This window comes from Nonomuraea maheshkhaliensis (genome assembly GCF_039529435.1).
GTDB lineage: Bacteria > Actinomycetota > Actinomycetes > Streptosporangiales > Streptosporangiaceae > Nonomuraea > Nonomuraea maheshkhaliensis.
In genome coordinates, this window is sequence record NZ_BAAAMU010000178.1 from 1 (window position 1) to 18,412 (window position 18,412).

At 73.1% G+C, this 18,412-nt stretch carries 16 protein-coding genes; 12 read left to right on the forward strand and 4 right to left on the reverse strand.

Annotated elements, in window-relative coordinates; genetic code table 11:
* Both ABFX54_RS52200 and rpsD read right to left on the reverse strand, forming a co-directional pair.
* Nucleotides 1-1,120 (reverse strand): low temperature requirement protein A (locus ABFX54_RS52200; RefSeq protein ID WP_346114734.1); only part of this gene is annotated, 1,120 nt, incomplete at its 3' end.
* Between the two features lie 2 nt (nucleotides 1,121-1,122).
* The gene (rpsD, locus tag ABFX54_RS52205; protein WP_346114750.1) at nucleotides 1,123-1,737 is read right to left on the reverse strand and encodes a 30S ribosomal protein S4; all 615 of its coding nucleotides are present in this window, start codon (nucleotides 1,735-1,737) and stop codon (nucleotides 1,123-1,125) included.
* Between the two features lie 74 nt (nucleotides 1,738-1,811).
* On the opposite strand from rpsD, the gene ABFX54_RS52210 reads away from it, so the two are divergent.
* Complete coding sequence (locus ABFX54_RS52210; protein WP_346114735.1) at nucleotides 1,812-2,513, forward strand: DUF2470 domain-containing protein; 702 nt, start codon at nucleotides 1,812-1,814, stop codon at nucleotides 2,511-2,513.
* A 21-nt stretch (nucleotides 2,514-2,534) separates the two neighbouring features.
* Here ABFX54_RS52210 and ABFX54_RS52215 read toward each other — a convergent pair whose 3' ends face one another.
* Nucleotides 2,535-3,767, reverse strand: coding sequence for an ROK family transcriptional regulator (locus ABFX54_RS52215; RefSeq protein ID WP_346114736.1), 1,233 nt, complete (start codon nucleotides 3,765-3,767; stop codon nucleotides 2,535-2,537).
* 182 nt (nucleotides 3,768-3,949) lie between these two features.
* Between ABFX54_RS52215 and zwf the strand changes: the two genes are divergently transcribed.
* The 4 genes from zwf to eda all read left to right on the forward strand — a co-directional run bounded on the left by zwf (nucleotide 3,950) and on the right by eda (nucleotide 9,298).
* Nucleotides 3,950-5,428: a glucose-6-phosphate dehydrogenase gene (zwf, locus tag ABFX54_RS52220; protein WP_346114751.1), complete on the forward strand. Its 1,479-nt coding sequence runs from the start codon at nucleotides 3,950-3,952 to the stop codon at nucleotides 5,426-5,428.
* Nucleotides 5,425-7,407 (forward strand): phosphogluconate dehydratase, encoded by a 1,983-nt coding sequence (gene edd / locus ABFX54_RS52225; protein ID WP_346114737.1) that lies wholly within the window; start codon nucleotides 5,425-5,427, stop codon nucleotides 7,405-7,407. The genes zwf and edd overlap by 4 nt, the downstream gene beginning before the upstream one ends.
* Nucleotides 7,408-7,587: 180 nt before the next feature.
* Entirely contained in the window at nucleotides 7,588-8,553 is a 966-nt protein-coding gene (glk, locus tag ABFX54_RS52230) for a glucokinase (protein WP_346114738.1), read from the forward strand.
* Nucleotides 8,554-8,686: 133 nt separating this feature from the next.
* Nucleotides 8,687-9,298, forward strand: a complete 612-nt coding sequence (gene eda / locus ABFX54_RS52235; protein ID WP_346114739.1) for a bifunctional 4-hydroxy-2-oxoglutarate aldolase/2-dehydro-3-deoxy-phosphogluconate aldolase — start codon at nucleotides 8,687-8,689, stop codon at nucleotides 9,296-9,298.
* A gap of 60 nt (nucleotides 9,299-9,358) precedes the next feature.
* On the opposite strand, the gene ABFX54_RS52240 is transcribed toward eda, so the two are convergent.
* On the reverse strand, nucleotides 9,359-10,267 hold the full coding sequence (locus tag ABFX54_RS52240; RefSeq protein WP_346114741.1) for a LysR family transcriptional regulator: 909 nt from the start codon (nucleotides 10,265-10,267) through the stop codon (nucleotides 9,359-9,361).
* Between the two features lie 85 nt (nucleotides 10,268-10,352).
* Here ABFX54_RS52240 and ABFX54_RS52245 point away from each other — a divergent pair, with 85 nt between their 5' ends.
* From ABFX54_RS52245 to ABFX54_RS52275, 7 genes are all read left to right on the forward strand, one after another.
* Nucleotides 10,353-11,216 carry an FAD binding domain-containing protein gene (locus tag ABFX54_RS52245; RefSeq protein ID WP_346114743.1) on the forward strand — a complete coding sequence of 288 codons (864 nt, stop codon included), beginning with the start codon at nucleotides 10,353-10,355 and terminating at the stop codon, nucleotides 11,214-11,216.
* Nucleotide 11,217: 1 nt separating this feature from the next.
* Nucleotides 11,218-11,679 (forward strand): (2Fe-2S)-binding protein, encoded by a 462-nt coding sequence (locus tag ABFX54_RS52250; protein ID WP_346114744.1) that lies wholly within the window; start codon nucleotides 11,218-11,220, stop codon nucleotides 11,677-11,679.
* The gene (locus tag ABFX54_RS52255) at nucleotides 11,676-14,024 is read left to right on the forward strand and encodes an aerobic carbon-monoxide dehydrogenase large subunit (RefSeq protein ID WP_346114745.1); all 2,349 of its coding nucleotides are present in this window, start codon (nucleotides 11,676-11,678) and stop codon (nucleotides 14,022-14,024) included. Before ABFX54_RS52250 ends, ABFX54_RS52255 begins: the two co-directional genes overlap by 4 nt.
* Before the next feature lie 43 nt (nucleotides 14,025-14,067).
* Nucleotides 14,068-14,922 (forward strand): XdhC family protein, encoded by an 855-nt coding sequence (locus tag ABFX54_RS52260; RefSeq protein WP_346114746.1) that lies wholly within the window; start codon nucleotides 14,068-14,070, stop codon nucleotides 14,920-14,922.
* Between the two features lie 98 nt (nucleotides 14,923-15,020).
* Entirely contained in the window at nucleotides 15,021-15,827 is an 807-nt protein-coding gene (locus tag ABFX54_RS52265; protein WP_346114747.1) for an IclR family transcriptional regulator, read from the forward strand.
* A 316-nt stretch (nucleotides 15,828-16,143) separates the two neighbouring features.
* Nucleotides 16,144-17,286 (forward strand): cytochrome P450, encoded by a 1,143-nt coding sequence (locus ABFX54_RS52270; RefSeq protein ID WP_346114748.1) that lies wholly within the window; start codon nucleotides 16,144-16,146, stop codon nucleotides 17,284-17,286.
* 148 nt (nucleotides 17,287-17,434) lie between these two features.
* Nucleotides 17,435-18,412: serine/threonine-protein kinase (locus ABFX54_RS52275; protein ID WP_346114749.1), on the forward strand; the 978-nt coding region annotated here is incomplete at its 3' end.

Sequence of the window (18,412 nt, forward strand, 5' to 3'; positions counted from 1 at the left end):
AGCCGGGCAGCAGCCCGGACACCGCGGCCACGATCGGCGGCACGAGGACGGAGGGCACGGCCCAGCCCCAGATCCAGCGCCGCGAGGCCCGCAGGGCCACCCCCAGGGCCGCGGAGGCGGCGAAGTACACCGCCAGCCCGCCGCCCAGCACCCAGCCGGACCCGCCGTGCAGGTGCGCGCCGGGCTCGGCGGCGACCACGCCCAGCCCCGCCGCCGTGGCGGTGAGCCCCGCCGTCATGGCGAAGTGCGCGGGTAAGGCGACGTACGCCTTGAGGCCGCGTTCCGTGGCGCCGGGGACGGCGCTGAGGCCGTACTGGAGGGTGATCCACCACAGCGAGACGATCAGCCCGAACCCCGCCAGGGCGGCCAGTGCCAGCTCCGGCCCCCAGGACTGCCCGGAGGCGGCCATGACGACCTGCATGACGGCCTCGCCCAGCACGATGATCACGAACAGCCCCAGCCGCTCCCCCAGGTGGGCGGGTTCCAGCACGGCGGGGGTGTAGCGATCGGGATCGGGCAGGGGGCGCCGGGAGACGTGGAGGCGCCGATCGCGCTTGAGCCGGCGCCGGATCTGCTCGTTCAGCTCCTCGATCATGCGCTCGGGCCGGCGGCCGCGGGCCACGGAGAAGCCGAGGTCGAGCAGGACGCCGATGCCCCACAGCACGTAGCGCCAGGGGCCCTCCACCCAGCTGGACGCGATCCACGGCGTCAGCCCCGCGCCCAGCTGGGCCGCGGGCCACGCCGTCATGATCGCGCCGGCCCGCTGCAGGCTTCTGGACGCGCTCGTCCTGGAGATGATGTACGCGGCGATGAACCAGCCCTCGTGCGTGCCGCCCGTGCCCGTCTCGCGGGCGACGTCCGGCGCGGCGGCGGCCATCACGGCGATGCCGAACATGCCGATCAGCATGCTGAGCGTGCGGGTGCGCTCGCCCCGTACGTTGGAGTAGAGGGTCAGGGCGGTCCACACGCTCCAGACCGCGTAGTACAGGACGACGAAGAGCGCCACGTCCGGCCAGGTCGGGTGAGCCAGCCGGTGGGCGAGCTGGATCACCGCCACCACGACCACCAGGTCGAAGAACAGCTCCAGCCAGCTCGCGTGACGCTCTTCCGCTTGACTCACGGCTAACGAGAATAGAACTCCACCACGAGCTGTTCGTCCACGGGGACCACGATCTGCTCGCGCTCGGGCCGGCTGGCCAGGGTGAAGCGCAGCTCCTTGAGGTCCACCGAGAGATACGCGGCCGTGCGCTCGTCGGCGTGCACGCCCTCGGCCGCCGCCACGAAGGGCTGCATCTGGCGCGAGCGGGTCCGTACGGAGATGACCTGTCCTGGCTTGACCAGATAGCTGGGGATGTCGACCTTACGGCCGTCCACGGCGATGTGGCCGTGGGCGATGTACTGGCGGGCCGCGTAGATCGAGGGGGCCAGCCCCGAGCGCAGCACAAGGGAGGCCAGGCGGGTTTCCAGCAGGGTGACGAGCTCGGCGCCCGAGGCGCCCGGCTTGCGGACGGCGAGGTCCCAGTAGCGGCGCAGCTGGCGCTCCGACACGTCGTAGTACCAGCGCAGCTTCTGCTTCTCCATCAGCCGCAGCCCGTAGTCGCCGGTGTTGCGGCGGTTGGTCTTGCGCCCGTGCTCGCCCGGCGGGTACGGGCGCGTCTCGAAGTAGCGGACGGCTTTCCTGGTCAGCGGGACGCCCGCGCGACGCGACAGTCGCACCTTCGGGCCGGTGTAGCGCACGTTCACCTCGATGTGATTAGGTAATCCTTACTTAGGCAAGCCTAACCTACACCATTGTTCTCCTAGGAGGCGTCATGCTGCCGATCCCCGAGCGGGTCCGCACCCTCGCCGCGACCGCCGACGTCGCCAGGCTCACCGTTGACGGCGCCCCCTCCCCCGCCCGCGGCGGGGTGGACGAGCGCGGCCGGCCCGTGCTGCTGGTCCGGCCCGGCGAGACGCTGCACGGCCTGCGCGCGGACGCCGTCGTGGCGGTCAACCTGACGTCGATGCGGCAGCTCGGCCCGGTGACGCATCCGCGCGGGCTGCTGGAGGTGCAGGGCTGGGCGGAGGCCGTACCGGAGGCCGAGGCCCGCGCCGCGGCGGTGGCGGTGGCCGCGCACAGCGCCGACGAGAGCCTGTTCGAGGCGCTGGAGCGCTTCGGCCGGCCGGACGCGCCGCGGCTGCTGCGGCTGGACGTGGGGCAGGTCGTGTACCTGACCGGGCAGGAGTCCGGGCTGCTGGACGCCGACGACTACCTCGGGGCGGCGCCCGACCCGCTGTCGGAGACGGCCGAGCGGGTGCTCGCGCACGTCAACTCCTCCCACCGGGCGCAGCTCACCGCCGGGGTGACCAGGCAGCTGGGGGAACCGGCGGCGGAGGTGTGGCTGTGGGAGCTGGACCGGTTCGGGGCGACGGTACGGGTGGACGAGACGCTCATCCGCTTCCCCTGGCCGACGCCGGCCCGCTCCGGCGTGTGCCTGGAGACCGCGCTGCGCGGCCTGCTGTGCACCTGCTGACCCGCCGAACGCGGGCCGGGGTCAGGACTGGCCGGCCTCGACCGGGGCCGGCAGGGCCGGGGCGCGGTCGCGGCGCAGGGCCGTGAGGGTCATGGTCTCGTCCACGGCCTCCGGCGACAGCACGTGGTCCAGCACCATGACCGCGCAGCCGCTGATGCCCGCCCCCGCCCCGAGCCGGCTCGGCTCGATCCGCAGGCGGCGGGTCGCCAGGGCGGTGGAGCGGCGGTAGACGACCTCGCGGATGCTCGACACCAGCGGCCCGAACGCCTCCGCCACGTCGCCCCCGAGCACCACCACCGACGGGTTGAGGATGTTGACCGCCCCGGCCAGCACCTCCCCGATGCGCCGCCCGGCCTCGCGGACCGTGGCCATCGTCTCGGCGTCGCCCGCGCGCACCAGCGCCGTCACGTCGGCGATCGTGCGCACGTCCTTGCCCCTGCCGCACAGCTCGCGCAGCAGCGCGGTGCCGCTGGCGACGGAGTCGACGCAGTCGACGTTGCCGCAGCGGCACAGCACTCCGCCGCCGTCGATCACCGGGATGTGCCCGATCTCGCCGGCCGCGCCCATCGCGCCGCGCAGGATGCCGCCCCCGGCGATCACGCCGGCGCCGATGCGGGTCGAGATCTTCACGAACATCAGGTCGTCCAGCTCGGGGTAGACGCCCCGGTGCTCGCCGATGGCCAGCACGTTGACGTCGTTGTCCACCAGGACGGGCACGGGGAAGCGCGCGCGGATGATCGGCGGGATCACCACGCCGGTCCACGAGGCCATGACGCGGGCGCTCTCCGTACGGCCCTGGGCGAACTCGACCGTGGCCGGCACGCCCATCCCGACGCCCCTGATCATGGCGCGCGGCCGGTCGCCGAGCAGGTCGTCCCAGGTGTCCATGAGCAGCGGCAGCACGGTGCCGGGCCCCTGCTCGACGTCCATCGCGAACTCGCGCCCTGCCAGCTCGCGGCCGGCCAGGTCGCACACGGCCACCCTGGTGCGGCTGGCGCCGAGCGCCGCCACGAGCACCACGCCGCCCGAGGCGTTGAACTCCAGCCGGACCGGCGGGCGCCCGCCGGTCGACGGAGCGTCGGTCCGCTCCACGACGAGCCCGCGTTCGAGCAGCTCACCGACGCGCAACTGCACGGCTGGACGCGACAGGCCGGTGACCCGGCCCAGCTCGGCCCGCGTCACGGCCTCTCCGGTGCGGATGAGGCGGAGCACCTCGCCACTCGTGGCGAGCGCGGCTGCGGTACGTCGAGACATCGGCTAAGTGAACCACATGGGGTTGTGTAATGAAAAGTCACCACTTTTTCATCTCAAATGCCAAAACTCCGCTTGTGTGCGACCCAAACTCTCGTTAGTGTCCGTTCTGTCCCTGCTTGGTAGATCCCCCGGAGCCCGGAACCGTGTCGACCGCACCACCGAACGCCCCCGCCCAGCCCGACGTGCACGCCGACGTGCACACCGCCGACCTCGTCGTCTTCGGCGGCACGGGCGATCTGTCCATGCGCAAACTGCTGCCGGCGCTCTACCACAGCGACAGGGACGGACGGCTGGCCCCGGAGACCCGCGTCATCGCCCTGTCCAGGGGCGGGCTGACCGACGCCGACTTCCGCGGCAAGGTGGACGCCGAGGTACGCGACAGCGTCCCGGTGGACGACCCCGCCATGTGGCAGCGCTTCCTCGGCCGCCTGCACCACGTCTCGGTGGACGTCGGGGGCGGCATTCACGGGGGCACGGACGAGGGCACCGGCTGGAAGACGCTCGCCGGCCTGCTGGCGGGCCACGAGGACCGCGACCGGATCTTCTACCTGGCCAGTCCGCCCAGGACGTTCGGCCCCTTCTGCCGCGAGGCGCACGAGGCCGGCCTGGTGACGCCCCGCTCGCGCGTGGTGCTGGAGAAGCCGCTGGGCAACGACCTGGCCAGTGCGCGGCGCATCAACGACGAGGTCGGCGCCATCTTCGACGAGCGCCAGATCTTCCGCATCGACCACTACCTGGGCAAGGAGACGGTGCAGAACCTGCTGGTGCTGCGCTTCGCCAACGCCTTCCTCGAGCCGGTCTGGAACTCCCTGTGGATCGACCACGTCCAGATCACCGCCGCCGAGACCGTCGGCACGCCCGGCCGGCGCGGCTACTACGACCACGCGGGCGCGCTGCGCGACATGGTGCAGAACCACCTGCTCCAGCTGCTCACCCTGACCGCCATGGAGCCGCCGGCCCGCAACGACCGCGAGGCCATCCGCGACGAGAAGGTCAAGGTGCTGCGGGCGCTGCGGCTGATCGCGGGCGGCGAGGTGGACCGCTTCACCGTGCGCGGCCAGTACACCGGGGCCGGCGACCTGCCCGGCTACCTCGACGAGCCCGGCTCCACGCCGCCGACCGAGCTGTCGAGCCGGGTGGAGACGTTCACCGCGATCCGGGCCGAGATCAGGAACTGGCGGTGGGCGGGAGTGCCGTTCTACCTGCGCACCGGCAAGCGGATGCCGTACCGGCGCTCGGAGATCGTGGTGCAGTTCAAGGACGTGCCCCACGCCATCTTCCCCGGCGGCACGCCGAACCGGCTGGTCCTGCGGCTGCAGCCGGACGAGGGCATCCGGCTGCACATCATGGCCAAGGAACCGGGCGCGGGCGAGGTGGCGCTGAAGCCGGTGCCGATGTCGCTGAGCTTCGGCGAGACGTTCACGGCGCGGGTGCCCGAGGCGTACGAGCGGCTGCTGGGCGACGTGCTGGCCGGGAACCCGACGCTGTTCATGCGCCGCGACGAGGTCGAGGCGGCCTGGCGCTGGATCGATCCGATCCTGGACGCCTGGAAGGCCGCCGCCGGTCTGCCCGAGCCGTATCCCGCCGGCACCACCGGCCCCGCCGGCGCGCATGAGCTGCTCGGCCGCAGCGGTCGCGCCTGGCACGAGGAGGAAGCGTGAACGAGCGAACCAACCGATCCGGCGAAGGGAACCCCGTGAACACCCTCATCCAGGAGATCACCGACCGCATCGCCGAGCGCAGCGCCGTCAGCCGGGCCGCCTACCTCGATCGGATCCGCCGGGACGGCGAGCAGGCCAGGGCCAAGGGCCCGGCGCGGGCACACCTCGGCTGCGCGAACCTCGCGCACGGCTTCGCGGGCGTCACGGGTGAGGACAAGCCGGCCCTGCGTGCCGCCACCAAGCCGGGCGTGGCCATCGTGACCAGCTACAACGACATGCTGTCCGCGCACCAGCCGTACGAGACGTACCCGCCGGAGCTGAAGGCGGCCGTGCGCAAGGCCGGCGGCGTGGCCCAGGTGGCGGGCGGCGTGCCGGCGATGTGCGACGGCATCACGCAGGGCCGGGCGGGCATGGAGCTGTCGCTCTACAGCCGCGACGTGATCGCCATGGCCACCGCCATCGCGCTGTCGCACGACATGTTCGACTCCACGCTGCTGCTGGGCGTGTGCGACAAGATCGTGCCGGGCCTGTTCATCGGGGCGCTGCACTTCGGGCACCTGCCCGCGATCTTCGTGCCCGCCGGACCCATGACGTCGGGCCTGCCCAACAAGGTCAAGGCGCGCACCCGCCAGCTCTTCGCCGAGGGCAAGGTCGGCAGGGTCGAGCTGCTGGACGCCGAGGCGAAGTCGTACCACTCCCCCGGCACCTGCACCTTCTACGGCACCGCCAACTCCAACCAGGCGCTGATGGAGGTCATGGGCCTGCACCTGCCCGGCTCGACGTTCGTCAACCCGCACACCGAGCTGCGCCACGCCCTCACCGAGGCCGCCGGGCGCAGGGCCGTGGAGATCACCGCGCACGGCGCCGAGTACACGCCGATCGGCGAGCTGGTGGACGAGAAGTCGATCGTGAACGCCTGCGTCGCGCTGCTGGCCACCGGCGGCTCCACGAACCACACGCTGCACCTGGTGGCCATGGCCGCCGCCGCGGGCATCGTGCTGACCTGGGACGACCTGGCCCAGCTGTCGCGGGTGGTGCCGTCCCTCACCAAGATCTACCCCAACGGCCAGGCGGACGTGAACCACTTCCGCGAGGCCGGCGGCATGCAGGTGCTCATCGGCGACCTGCTCGACGAGGGGCTGCTGCACGCCGACGTGCTGACGGTCGCGGGCCCCGGCCTCGACCGCTACCGCGAGGCGCCGGAACTGGTGGACGGCGAGCTGGTCTGGTCGCCCGTCACCGGCGGCAGCTCCGACCTGGACGTGCTGCGGCCGGTCGCCAAGCCGTTCTCGGCCGACGGCGGCATCCACATGGTCGAGGGCAACCTGGGCCGCGCGGTCAGCAAGGTGTCGGCGGTCAAGCCGGAGAACCTGGTCATCGAGGCGCCGGCCAAGGTCTTCCACGACCAGCTCGACCTGCTGAAGGCGTTCGAGGCGGGCGAGCTGGACGGGCAGGACTTCGTGGCCGTCATCCGTTACCAGGGCCCGAGCGCGAACGGCATGCCCGAGCTGCACAAGCTCACCTCGCCGCTGGGCGTGCTGCTCGACAGGGGGCAGCGGGTGGCGATCGTCACCGACGGCCGCATGTCGGGCGCGTCCGGGAAGGTGCCGGCCGCCATCCACCTGTCGCCCGAGGCCGCCGACGGCGGGCCGATCGCGCTGGTGCGCGAGGGCGACGTGATCAAGCTCGACTCCGCGGCGGGGACGCTGGAGCTGCTGGTGCCCGCCGAGGAGCTGGCCAGGCGTGCCCCTGAGGGCCGGCCGCTGAGCGACGCGCAGTGGGTCGGCACCGGGCGCGAGCTGTTCGCCGCCTTCCGCCGGATGGCGGGGCACGCCGAGCAGGGCGCGGGCATCTTCGGGGTGAGCGGCGCCGAGTCGCCGCACCACGGCCCCGGCCTGGGCTTCCCGGCCGAGGCGGGCTCCTCGCACCTGGAGACGAACGCGCCGGTGGGCGCCCGACCGGCCGGGCTGGCCCGGTGACCGGTCCCACGTCTGTCCGGCGGGCTGTGCCGGTTCGCGGGGTTGTGGCCGTTCGGGGGGTTCGCGACCTGACTGAGCCCGTACGCACTCGCCGTCCCCTCTGGGGTGTCGCGGGCGGTCGTGGGATCCTTCGGAGTACGGCGAGCGATCTTGCCGCCGCCCCGGACGCCGGAGGTATGCGTGAGTGCCCTTGACCTTCCCTGGCTGGTGGCCGACATCGGGGGGACCAACGCCCGGTTCGGCCTGGTCACCTCGCTCGGGGCGCCCCCGTCGAACGTCGCGGTGCTGCCAGGGGCCGACCACCCGACCCTCGCGGACGCCGTCGCCTCCTACCTCGCGACGCACGCGGGCGGGGCGCGGCCCGGGGCGGCCTGCCTGGCCCTGGCCGGGCCGATCGACGGCGACGACTACCGGCTCACGAACTCCTCCTGGGCCGGCTCCGTACGCGATCTCGGCATCCCCTACGCCCGGCTGCTGAACGACTTCGAGGCCCTGGCCGTCTCGCTCCCCCACCTGGAGGGCGCCGACCTGGTCTCCCTGGGCGGGCCCGCGCCCGGCCACGGCGTCAAGGCGGTGCTCGGGCCGGGGACCGGGCTCGGCGTCGGCGGCCTGGTGCCGGGCGACGGCGGCTGGACCCCTATCCCCGGTGAGGGCGGGCACGTCACGGTGCCGGTGGTGGAGCCGCGGGAGTTCGAGGTGGTGCGGGCGCTGCGCGCGCAGGGCCTGCCGCACGTGGTGGCCGAGCACCTGCTGTCCGGCCCCGGGCTCGTCCGGCTGCACCGGGCGCTGGCGGCGGTGAACGGCGTGGGCGCGCCCGACCTGACCGCCTCCGACATCGTGGCCAGGGTGGACGACTCGCTGTGCGCGGAGACCGTCGAGGTGTTCTGCGGGCTGCTCGGCGGCTTCGCCGGCAACGTGGCGCTGACCCTGGGCGCCAGGGGCGGGGTGTATCTGGGCGGCGGGGTGCTGCCCCGTATCGTGGAACGGGTGCGGGCCAGCGGCTTCCGTGCCCGGTTCGAGGACAACCCCGACATGGCCGCCTACCTGGCGGGCATCGGGACCGTGCTGATCGTCGCGCCGCAACCGGCGCTGACGGGCGCGGCGGCCTGGCTGAGCCGGCGGGCCCGCAAGGAGCTCGTGAGCTGACGGCGGCCCCGCCACGGGGCCGTCTGCCCTCATGGAACGATCTGAACCGAACGACCGGATCTTGGACGACCCGGACTGCACGATTTGCACTAGAACGGCCCCGTGGTGGTGGCCGATGAGGAGAGACGCACTCATGAGCCTGCTCGATCTCGCCCCGGTGATCCCCGTCGTGGTGATCGATGACGCGGAGACGGCGGTGCCGCTGGCCCGGGCGCTGGTGGCCGGTGGGTTGCCGGCCATCGAGGTGACCCTGCGCACGCCGGCCGCGCGCGAGGCCATCGCCAGGATCGCCGCCGAGGTCCCCGAGGCGACCGTGGGCGCCGGGACGGTCAGGACCGCCGACGACATCTCCGCGTCCGTGGCGGCCGGAGCCACGTTCCTGGTCTCTCCCGGCACGACCCCGTCGCTGGTCGAGGCGCTGGAGGCCAGTGGCGTGCCGTTCCTGCCGGGGGCGGTCACCGTGTCCGAGGCGATGGCGCTGGCCGAGCGGGGGATCAAGGAGCTGAAGTTCTTCCCCGCCGAGGCCGCGGGCGGCGTCACGTACCTGAAGTCGCTCGGCGGGCCGCTGCCCGACGTGCGCTTCTGCCCGACCGGGGGCATCCGCGTGGACACCGCGCCCGACTACCTGGCGCTGCCGAACGTGGGCTGCGTCGGCGGGACGTGGCTGACCCCGGCGGACGCGCTCGCCGCGGGCGACTGGGCGCGCGTGGAGAAGCTGGCCGCGGAGGCCGCCGCACTCCGCTGACCGGGCCACTGGGAGCTGACCGAGCCACTTGGAGCTGACCGAGCCACTTGGTGCTGAGCGTCAGCTCCAGATCGACACGTGGACCGTGGGGCGGAAGCGGCTGCGTGGGACGCCCTCGTCCGGGGTGCGCATGACCTGGGTGGCCGCGGGCGTCGTGAGGAAGTCCATGAACGTGCCCGCCGCCCCCGAGCGCGCCACCGGTTCGAGGGTGGTGGCGTACCAGTAGGAGGCCAGCGGGGTCGCCGCGGTCTCGATGGGCACCAGTTCGCCCCTGCGCAGCTGGGAGGCCACCAGATGGGCGGTGGCGGGCGCGAGGCCGGCACCCTCGGCCGCCGCCTTCCAGGCCGCCGTCTGGTTGGCGAAGACCCGTACCTGCGGCTCCTGGACCCGTAACAGCCGCAGCAGCCGGCTGGTGTCACTGGCCGGGTCGGTGCCGGACGGCCCGACCAGCCAGTGGTCCCTGCGCCCGCGCGGCGAGCCGACCACGATGAGGCGGCAGCGCAGGACCGGCCGGCTCACCAGGCCCTCTCCCGTGAGCTGGGCCCCGAGCGCGAGGTCGGCCAGGCGGCTGGACAGCAGCAGCGGGGTCTCGGCGGTCGCGGCCACGCCGGTGGTGGCGTCCACCTGCTTGCGCTGGCTGAAGAGGCAGAGCAGCGGGCCCGCCACGTACTCGGCCAGTCCCGCGTCCATCACCACGTGCAGGCGGGCGGGGCGGCCCGGCTGGACGGCGGCGACGGCCTCGGCTCCGAGCGCGACGATCTGGGAGGCGATGCCGAGCAGCCGGCTGCCGCCCTCGGTGAGCACCATCCGGTCGCCCGAGCGGGTCACCAGCGGATCCCCGAGGTGCCTGCGGAGCTGGGCCAGCGACTGGGAGACCGCGGGCTCGCTGACGCCGAGCGCCCGTGCCGCGGCCTTGACGGATCCGAGCCGGGCGACGAAGACGAACGCGCCGAGCTGGCTGAGGGTCACCCACTCTTCATAGTTCGCCGCCCCTCATTAAGGAAAGCCTTATTTACCGATTGTCGTGATAAATCGGTAACAGCAATGTGCAGTCATGCAGGTTCCCGCGACGTTCGAATACGAGAGGGCCGACAGCGTCACGCACGCCCTCGAACTCCTGGAACGCTACGGTCCCGAGGCCAGGGTCGTGGCGGGCGGGCACAGTCTCATCCCGATGATGAAGCTCCGCCTGGCCCAGCCGGAAGCGCTGATCGACATCAACGGCCTGGCCGCTGAGCTGGGGCGGATCACCGTCGAGGGCGGTGAGCTGGCGATCGGGGCGCTGGTGCGGCACGCCGAGTTGCTGGAGAGCACGACCGCCACCGATCCTTTCCCGATATTTCGGGATGCGGAGCGGGTTATCGCCGACCCGATCGTGCGAAATCGGGGGACCGTTGGCGGCTCCTTGTGTCAAGGAGATCCGTCCGAGGATTTGTCGGCAGTGTTCGCGGCATTGCACGCGACCGCCGTCATTCAGGGCCAGGGCGGAACTCGTACGGTGCCGGTCAGGCAATTCCACGAGGGTCCTTACGAGACCGCCGTCGGGCCGGGCCAGCTGCTGATCCAGCTCCGCGTGCCCGTCACGCTCGGGACGGGCAGCGCGTACGAGAAGGTCGAGCGGCGCGTAGGCGACTGGCCGGTGGCGGCGGCGGGCGCGGTGCTCACGGTCGAGGACGGCGTGATCACGCGGGCCGGCATCGGGCTGACGGCGGTGGGCGCCGCGCACTTCTGCGCCCCCGAGGCCGAGGAGCACCTCACCGGCCGGCCCCCGGGCGCCGAGGCGTTCGCGGAAGCGGGCCGCATCGCCGCCGAGCACTGCGCACCCAGCGCCGACCAGCGCGGGCCCGCCGACTACAAGCGTCACCTGGCCGCCGAGCTGACCCGGCGCGCGCTGGCCACGGCAGCGGGGAGGATCTGACATGCGGATCACGGTCACGGTGAACGGGCAGCCGTACACCAGGGACGTCGAGCCGAGGCTGCTGCTCGTGCACTTCCTGCGCGACGAGCTGGACCTGACCGGCACCCACTGGGGCTGCGACACCTCCAACTGCGGCGTCTGCACCGTCCAGCTCGACGGCGTGCCGGTCAAGTCGTGCACGGTGCTGGCCGTCATGGCCGACGGGCACGAGGTGACCACGGTCGAGGGCCTGGAGCGGGACGGCGAGCTGGACGCGGTGCAGAAGGGGTTCGTGCAGTGCCACGGACTGCAGTGCGGGTTCTGCACGCCGGGCATGCTGCTGACCGCGCGCTGGCTGCTGGACAGGAACCCGGACCCGGACGAGGGGCAGATCCGCGAGGCGATCTCGGGCCAGCTGTGCCGGTGCACGGGCTACGAGAACATCGTGCGGTCGATCCGATGGGCGGCGGAGGCGGGCAGATGAGCTACGGACCCATGCACCGCAAGGAGGACGCGCGCTTCATCAGGGGGCGCGGCAACTACACCGACGACGTGCGGCTGCCCGGCATGCTGCACGGCGCCATCCTGCGCAGCCCGCACGCCCACGCCCGCATCGTCTCCGTCGACACGAGCGCGGCGGAGGCGCATCCGAAGGTCAGGGCGGTCATCACCGGCCAGACCCTGGCGGGGCTGAACCTGGCCTGGATGCCCACGCTGTCGCAGGACACGCAGGCCGTGCTGGCCACGGACAAGGTGCGCTTCCAGGGGCAGGAGGTCGCGTTCGTGGTGGCGGAGGACGCCTACTCGGCGCGCGACGCCCTGGAGCTGATCGACGTCGAGTACGAGCCCCTCGACGCGGTCATCGACGCCAGGCACGCCCTCGACCCCGGCGCCCCGGTGATCAGGGACGATCTGGAAGGGCGTACCGACAACCACATCTTCGACTGGGAGGCCGGCGACAGGGCGCGGGCCGACGCGATCTTCGAGCGGGCGGAGGTGACGGTCGCGCAGGACATGATCTATCCGCGCGTGCATCCGGCGCCGCTGGAGACGTGCGGCGCGCTCGCCGACTTCGACAAGGTCACCGGCAAGCTCACGGTCTGGTGCCCGACGCAGGCACCGCACGCGCACCGCACGCTGTACGCGATGGTGGCCGGGCTGCCCGAGCACAAGATCCGGGTGATCTCGCCGGACATCGGGGGCGGGTTCGGCGGAAAGGTCGGGATTTATCCAGGATATGTCTGTGCGATCGTCGGCTCGATCGTCACCGGCAAGCCGGTCAAGTGGATGGAGGACCGCTCCGAGAACCTCATGAGCACCGCCTTCGCCCGCGACTACCACATGCGCGGCGAGGTCGCCGCGACCCGCGACGGCCGCATCCAGGCGATCAGGGTGAAGGTGCTGGCCGACCACGGCGCGTTCAACGGCACCGCGCAGCCGACCAAGTTCCCGGCCGGCTTCTTCCACGTCTTCTCCGGCTCGTACGACATCGAGGCCGCCCACTGCGAGGTCACCGGCGTCTACACCAACAAGGCCCCAGGAGGCGTCGCCTACGCCTGCTCCTTCCGCGTCACCGAGGCCGTCTACCTGGTCGAGCGCATGGTGGACGTGCTGGCCGCCGAGCTCGGCGCGGACCCGGCCGAGCTGCGCATGCGCAACCTGCTCAAACCCGACCAGTTCCCCTACACCTCGCCCACCGGCTGGGAGTACGACTCGGGCGACTACCCCAAGGCGCTGCGCCTGGCCATGGACATGGCGGGCTACGACAAGCTCCGCGCCGAGCAGGCCGACAAGCGGGCCAGGGGCGAGCTGATGGGCATCGGGGTCAGCTTCTTCACCGAGGCCGTCGGGGCGGGCCCGCGCAAGCACATGGACATCCTCGGCCTCGGCATGGCCGACGGCGCCGAGCTGCGCGTGCACCCGACGGGCAAGGCGGTGCTGCGGGTGTCGTGCCAGTCGCAGGGACAGGGGCACGAGACCACGTTCGCGCAGATCGTGGGGCAGGAGCTGGGCATCCCGGCCGACGACGTGGAGGTCGTGCACGGCGACACGGACCAGACGCCGTTCGGCCTGGGCACCTACGGCTCGCGCTCCACGCCCGTCTCCGGCGCCGCCGCGGCCCTGGTGTCGCGGAAGGTACGCGACCGCGCCAAGATCGTGGCCGCGGCCATGCTGGAGGCGTCGCCCGACGACCTGGAGTGGGCCGACGGGAAGTGGTCGGTGGTGGGCGACCCGTCCGCCGGCCGGTCGATGGCCGAGATCGCGCTGGCCGCGCACTCCAGCCTGGAGCTGCCCGAAGGCGTCGAAGGCCACCTGGACGCGGTCACCGTCTACAACCCGCCCAACCTGACCTATCCCTTCGGGGCCTACATCTGCGTCGTGGACGTCGACCCCGGCACGGGGCAGGTGAAGGTGCGCAGGTTCGTCGCGGTGGACGACTGCGGGGTGCGGATCAACCCGATGATCGTCGAGGGGCAGATCCACGGCGGTCTCGCCGACGGCGTGGGCATGGCGCTCATGCAGGTGATGGCGTTCGACGAGGACGGCAACCACCTGGGCGCCTCGTTCATGGACTACCTGCTGCCGACCGCGATGGAGTGCCCGTCGTGGGAGCTGGGCGAGACCGTGACGCCCTCGCCGACGCATCCGATCGGGGCCAAGGGCGTCGGGGAGTCGGCCACGGTCGGGTCGCCTGCGGCCGTGGTCAACGCCGTGGTGGACGCGCTGGGGCCATACGGGGTGCGGCACGCGGACATGCCGCTCACTCCGGCGAACGTGTGGCGGGTCGTCAACGGCGATCCCTTCCGTACGGACCTGGCGATCCCATGAGCGGGCGGGCCCGCGCGCGCGGCGGCCCGGTGGAGGAGGCGCCGTGAGCGAGTTCCTGGGCATGCCGGCGCCCCGCCCCCCGGGCCGGGCGCCGGACCCGGAGGCGGCCGGGCCTCCGGCCCCGCACGCCGCTCACTTCTCTGGCGCCGGGGCCGGGCGGGCCCGGGATCTGGAGGCCAGGGTGGCCTCGTTGCGGTCGGGGCGGGAGCCGTACGTGCTGGCCACGGTCGTGCGGGCGCAGCGGCCGACGAGCGCGAAGGCGGGAGACCGCGCGCTGGTGCTGTCCGACGGGACCATCGAGGGGTTCGTCGGCGGGATCTGCGCCACCGACACCGTCCGCGCCCAGGGCCTGCGGCTGCTGCGCACCGGCGACTCCACGCTGCTGCGCATCACGCCAGAGGCCGAGGCGCCGCACGAGGAGGAGGGCCTGGTCGCGGTGGGCCAGCCGTGCCTGTCCGGCGGCACGCTGGAGATCTTCCTGGAGGCCGTGCTCCCGCCCGTACTGGTGCGGGTGCACGGCGAAGGACCCATCGCGCGGGCTCTCGTCGCGGTCGGCGCGGCGCTCGGCTACACCGTCGAGTCCACCCCCGCCACCGAGTTCACCGCCGAGTTCACCGCCGAGTTCACCGCCGGGTTCACCGCCGGGCCGATCGCCGCCGACACCTCGGCCGTGCTGGTCGCCTCGCACGGCGTGGGCGAGGAGCCGGTGCTGCGCGAGGCGCTGGCGCGCGGCGTGCCGTACGTCGGGCTGATCGCCAGCCGCAGGCGCGGCGCGGCGGTGCTGGCGCGGGTGGAGGGAGGCGAGCGGGTGCACGTTCCCGCCGGACTGGACATCGGGGCCAGAACGCCAGGGGAGGTGGCGATCTCCGTGTACGCGGAGGTCATCGCACTTCGCTGAGCGGTGGTATCAGCGCGTGACGGTCCGGGTACGTCATGCAAGGTAAAACGCAGCCCCGGGAAGCTCCCTGCCGCTCCTCGGCGACCGAGAGGATGTCGATGCCGACGGAAACGGCCGGTCAAGCACTTCAGGTGACGGACGTACGCCCCGCCGCGGACCAGGGCCGGTCCCAGCCGGGCAGCCTGGAGCGGGGGATCGACCTCCTGCTCGCGCTCACCGCGGCCTCGCGGCCGGTCACGCTGTCGCAGCTGTGCCGGAGCACCGGCCTGCCCAAGTCGACGGCCCACCGCATCCTGGGCGTGCTGTGCTCGCGGGAGCTGGCGCGGCGGGTGGGCAACGCGTACCTGCCGGGTGAGCTGCTGGAGTCGATGGCGGGCATCACGCGCGCCCGTGTCCCCGGCACCCGCACGGTGGTGCTCCCCTACCTGCTCTACCTCTACGAGACCACCCGGCAGACGGTCAACCTGGCCGTCCCCTGGGGCCTGGAGGCCCGCTACGTCGAGCGCCTCTACGGCCACGACCGGGTGCGCTCGCGCTCCGACTGCTCCGACCGGGCGCCGCTGCACTGCACGGCGACCGGCAAGGCGCTGCTGGCCTACGACCCGAGGCTGCGCAGGGAGGTGCTGGCGCGCGGCTCGTTCGAGCGGATGACCCGCCGCACGATCACCACCCTGGCCGGGCTCGAACGCGAGCTGGCCCAGGTCCGCAGGCACGGCGTCGCCTACAGCCAGGAGGAGTTCACCGAGGGCGTGGCCTGCGTGGCCGCGCCGGTGTTCGGCCCCTGCGGGCGCATCCGCATGGCGGTGGGCGTGGCGGCGCCGGCCCACGCGGCGCCGCTGGCCAAGCTGGGCATCTCCGTACGCGGCGCGGCCCAGGCCATCTCCGCCGCCTTCCTCGGCGCGTGACCCCGTTCCGACGAGCCGCCTTCCTGGACGCGTGATCCCGTTCAGAGGAGCCCCCTTCCTCGGCACCCGGCCCCTTCCCCTGCGCCGCCTTCCGCGGCGGGAGGCGCGTTCCTGCTACCGGAACGGCGGCAGATCTTGAGGCCGGAAGTGTTCCACTGACCGAAACCCTCGATTGCGGACGCGGGCCCGGGACGATCACATCGGCATATGAACGTCCCCCTCGCCCCGGCCACCGAGAAGGCGCTCGAGTCCCGCCGGGTCCTGGCCCGCAGAGCCCAGGATGCGCGGGCGCGGGCCGGATCGCGGGAGGTCACCCGTGCCTAGGGGGCTGCCCAAGGCCACGGTGCTGGAGAGCCTGCGCCTGGCCGCGACGCTCGTACCGCCCGGCTCGGCGCACCTGACCCACGGCCGCGACCCGCTGCACTGCCGCGCGTTGCTGGCCGCGCTGGAGTCCCGCTACGGAGGCCGGCCCGTGCTGGTGCGCGGCCTGCGCGGCCGGGTCCTGCTCATCATGTCCAAGCGGGACGTGCTGCGGGTGCTGGCCCGCGACGACCCCGCCTACACCCCCGTGCTGGAGCAGCACGCCTTCGAGCTGCCCATCGACGTGCTGCGCCCGCGCTTCATCGAGATCGCCGCGCAGGAGGCGGCCGAGCTGAGCGGTGGCGTGGTGGACCACGCCCGCCTCGACGCCTGCTGGCGGCGCGTGGCCAGGCGCTGCGTGTACGGCGACGGCGCGGCCAGGGACGAGGAGCTGACCCGGCTGCTGGAGGACCTCACGCGGGCCGGCCGGTGGCGGGCCAGGCGGCGCCAGGAGATCCTCTCCGGCCGGTACGACACCCGCGTCATCGACCACCTGCGCCGAGCCGAGCCCGGCAGCCTGGCCGGGCTGATCGCCGAGACGCCGGAGAACGAGTCGCGCGGGCTCATGCAGGCCGCGTACTGGCTGATGGGGCTGGGCTCGACCGCGCCCGGCCTGACGCAGACCCTGGCGCTGCTCGCCGCCCATCCGGCCCACCGCAAGGCCGCCCGCGCCGACCACGACCACCTGCGCGCCTGCCTGCGCGAGGGGCTGCGCCTGTGGCCGCCCGTGCCGGTGCTGTCGCGGGTCACCACGACCGAGACCGACTGGTACGGCACCACCCTGCCGACGGGCACCACCGTGCTCGTCCCGGTCGCGGCCCACCAGCGCAGCCCGCGCCTGCCGTACGCGAACACGTTCGCGCCCGAGATCTGGATCGACGGCACCGCCGCGGACGAGTGGTGGGCCATGTCCGGCTGCGACGGGCTGCGCCTGATGCTCGCCGTCGGCACGGCCTTCCTCGGCGGGATCCTGCGCACCTCCCGCCCCAAGCCGATCGGGCGGCTGCTGTCGCCGCACCGCCCGCTCCCCCACGCGATCGACCTCACGCGGCTGCGCGTCTCGATGCGCCCGCTGCGACGCGACCCTGCTCAGGGCTAGTGGCCACCGGGTGGCCTCTTCCTCCGTTAGAGTCTGGGGTACAAACGGGATGCCGGGCGGCGGAACGGTTCGGGTTGTCACAGGGACGAACCGGCGGGAGGAACGGTTCGGTTTGCGACGGGATGACGACGGCGAGAGGACGGCGACGTTGGGGCGCTCGGGAGGCACTCCTCTGCAGCCGGAAGATCCGCCGGCGATCGGCCCCTATGAGCTGATCAGCCGCCTCGGCTCCGGCGGCATGGGTGTGGTCTACCTCGCCAAGACGGCCGACGGCCCGCGGGTGGCGCTCAAGGCCATCCGGCGCGACTACACCGCCGACCCCGTCTACCGGGCGCGCTTCCACGAAGAGGTGTCCAACGCGCGCAAGGTGGCCTCGTTCTGCACCGCCCGCGTGCTCGACCACGGCGAGGACCGCGGCGTCCTCTACCTCGTCACCGAGTACATCGACGGCATCTCGCTCGAAGACCACCTCATCGAGCACGGCGCCCTGTCGCCGTCCGTGCTGCACGCCGCGGCCGTCGGCGTGGCCGCCGCGCTGACCGCGATCCACGCGGCCGGGCTCGTGCACCGCGACCTCAAGCCGGCCAACGTGATGCTGACGCTGGCCGGGCCCCGGGTGATCGACTTCGGGCTGGCCCGCTCGACCCACGTCAACTCCCGCCACACCAACGCCGGCATGGTCATGGGCACGCCCGGCTGGATCGCTCCCGAGCAGGTCTTCGAAGGACGCACCAGCCCGGCGGGCGACGTCTTCGCGTGGGGGTCGCTGATCGCGTACGCGGGGCTGGGCGGGCATCCGTTCGGCGAGGGCGACGCGTACGTGATGGCGGCCAGGGCCCGGCAGGCGCCACCGGACCTGCGGGGGCTGCCCGCGCGGCTCGACCGGCTGGTCGCCGCGGCCATCCACCCCGACCCGGCGCGCCGGCCCGCGGCCAAGCAGTTGCTGCTCGAACTGGTGGGTGCCGCCGACGAGCCGGCCGCCCAGCTCGCCGCGACCAAGCATCTGACCAGCGCGTGGAACCCGTCGGAGTTCGGCCCCCTGACCCCTCCCGACCGCACCGGCCAGCTCCCCGGCCCCCCGCCGGGCCACGCGCCGGGCCCCGCCCCCACCCACAGCGCCCCCCCC

Bases quoted from the DNA above. Each gene is read 5' to 3' on its own strand.
- ABFX54_RS52215 (WP_346114736.1), bottom strand. From the start codon at position 3,767: ATGTCTCGACGTACCGCAGCCGCGCTCGCCACGAGTGGCGAGGTGCTC.
- ABFX54_RS52250 (WP_346114744.1), top strand. From the start codon at position 11,218: ATGCGGATCACGGTCACGGTGAACGGGCAGCCGTACACCAGGGACGTC.
- eda (WP_346114739.1), top strand. From the start codon at position 8,687: ATGAGCCTGCTCGATCTCGCCCCGGTGATCCCCGTCGTGGTGATCGAT.
- ABFX54_RS52255 (WP_346114745.1), top strand. From the start codon at position 11,676: ATGAGCTACGGACCCATGCACCGCAAGGAGGACGCGCGCTTCATCAGG.
- ABFX54_RS52265 (WP_346114747.1), top strand. From the start codon at position 15,021: ATGCCGACGGAAACGGCCGGTCAAGCACTTCAGGTGACGGACGTACGC.
- ABFX54_RS52210 (WP_346114735.1), top strand. From the start codon at position 1,812: ATGCTGCCGATCCCCGAGCGGGTCCGCACCCTCGCCGCGACCGCCGAC.
- ABFX54_RS52245 (WP_346114743.1), top strand. From the start codon at position 10,353: ATGCAGGTTCCCGCGACGTTCGAATACGAGAGGGCCGACAGCGTCACG.